Raw genomic sequence first — 2,011 nt, forward strand, 5'->3', positions numbered from 1 at the left:
AAATTTCTTTGTAGAAGAAATAGAAGATCAATCATTATTTTTCGCGTAGGGGGAATCCATGAATAAGCTTATCAGTGAAACCAGTCCATATCTGCTACAGCATGCGCATAATCCTGTAAACTGGTATCCGTGGGGGGAAGAGGCCCTGCAACGTGCGTTGCAGGAAGATAAACCTATACTGGTAAGTATCGGGTACGCCGCCTGTCACTGGTGTCATGTAATGGAGCGGGAAAGCTTTGAGCAGGAAGCTACGGCTGCCATCATGAATGAACACTTCATTAATATCAAGATAGACCGTGAAGAGAGGCCGGACCTGGATCATATTTATATGGATGCCGTGCAGGCCATGACCGGCGCCGGTGGCTGGCCGCTGAACGTTTTTCTTACGCCGGAGAGGAAGCCTTTTTACGGCGGCACCTATTTTCCGCCGGTGAAGGCATACAGCCGTCCCTCCTGGACAGATGTGCTGCTGTCGCTGGCTGATGCGTTCCGGCACAAGCGCGACGAAATTGAATCCCAGGCCGATAACCTGGTACAGCATATTCAGCAGTCGGCCCAGTTTGGGCAGCAGCAGGGGTTGCACCCGGATATTCCCTTTGAAGAATTATTTACAAAAGCGCAGTGTGATACCATCTGCGAAAATATACTGAAGCAGGCCGATACCCGGTGGGGTGGCTTCGGGCGTGCGCCCAAATTTCCTCAAACGTTTACTATCGCGTACCTGTTGCGGTATCATCATGCCTGGCAGCATCCGGAAGGGCTGCAACAGGCGTTGCTGTCGCTGGATAAAATGCTGCAGGGTGGTCTTTACGATCAGCTGGGTGGCGGGTTTGCGCGTTATTCTACCGACGAAAAGTGGCTGGCGCCCCATTTCGAGAAGATGCTGTATGACAATGCACTGCTGCTCGATGTGCTGTGCGATGCTTACCAGCTCACGCACCATGAGGTATATGCGCAAACGATCAGGGACACGATGGATTTTATAACCCGTGAAATGACATCGCCGGAGGGCGGCTTTTATGCCGCCCTGGATGCGGATTCAGAAGGTGTGGAGGGTAAATTTTATACGTGGAGCAAAGCGGAGATCCATCATATACTCGGGGAACAGGCAAAGCCTTTCTGTGAGTATTATGATGTAACGGAACATGGTAACTGGGAAGAGCAGAATATATTATGGGTGCAGCAGCCCCTGGAGGCTTTTGCTGCGGAGAGAGGATATGATGCAGGTGTTTTGGGAGCGATGTTAAAGGGCTGCCGGGAAAAGCTGCTGGCGGTAAGGGCTAACCGTATCCGGCCGGGTTTGGACGATAAGATCCTGCTGGGTTGGAATGCCATGATGGTGCATGCCTGCTGTAAAGCTTATGCTGCACTGGGTGATCCGGCTTACCGGGAGATGGCGATCCGCAATATGGATTTCTGTTTGACCAGTTTCCGCCAGGAGCCTGCCGGAAGCGGGTTTTACCATACCTGGAAACAGCAGCAGGCGAAGTATCCGGCTTTCCTGGATGACTATGCGTGTTTGGTCCGGGCGCTGATCGCCTTACAGGAGATCACCGGCGATACCCGGTATTTGTATGAGGCGCGGGATATTACGGCGTTTGTGATAGCCCATTTCAGCGATGAAAGCGGCTTGTTCTTTTATTATACCATTGAGGGCCAGGATGATGTGATTGTACGGAAGAAGGAAGTATACGACGGGGCTGTGCCCAGCGGCAATGCGGTAATGATGCAGAACCTTTGGTACCTTTCTGTTGTTTTTGATCAGAAAGAATGGGCGGATCGTTGTGTGGAGGCAGTTTCCAGCCTTTCGCAAACAATAGTCCGGTACCCTACCTCGTTTGGCGTGTGGGCGAGCCAGTTGTTGCAGCTGGTAAAGGGTACGCCCGAACTGGCTATTGTTGGGAAGGATTATAGGGAGAGGATGAAAGAAGCGGGAAAATGGTTCCTTCCGTACAGGGTTCTTATTGGCTCCGAAAAAAATATTCCGGAGATCCCGCTACTGACCGGGCGG

At 51.8% G+C, this 2,011-nt stretch carries 1 protein-coding gene; it reads left to right on the top strand.

From position 1 onward, the window contains the following. Positions 1–58: 58 nt before the first annotated feature. The coding region (locus VN105_RS01185; protein ID WP_325637101.1) for a thioredoxin domain-containing protein at positions 59–2,011 on the top strand (1,953 nt) is incomplete at its 3' end.

This window comes from Chitinophaga sp., from assembly GCF_035564935.1.
In the GTDB taxonomy this organism is placed as follows: Bacteria; Bacteroidota; Bacteroidia; order Chitinophagales; family Chitinophagaceae; genus Chitinophaga.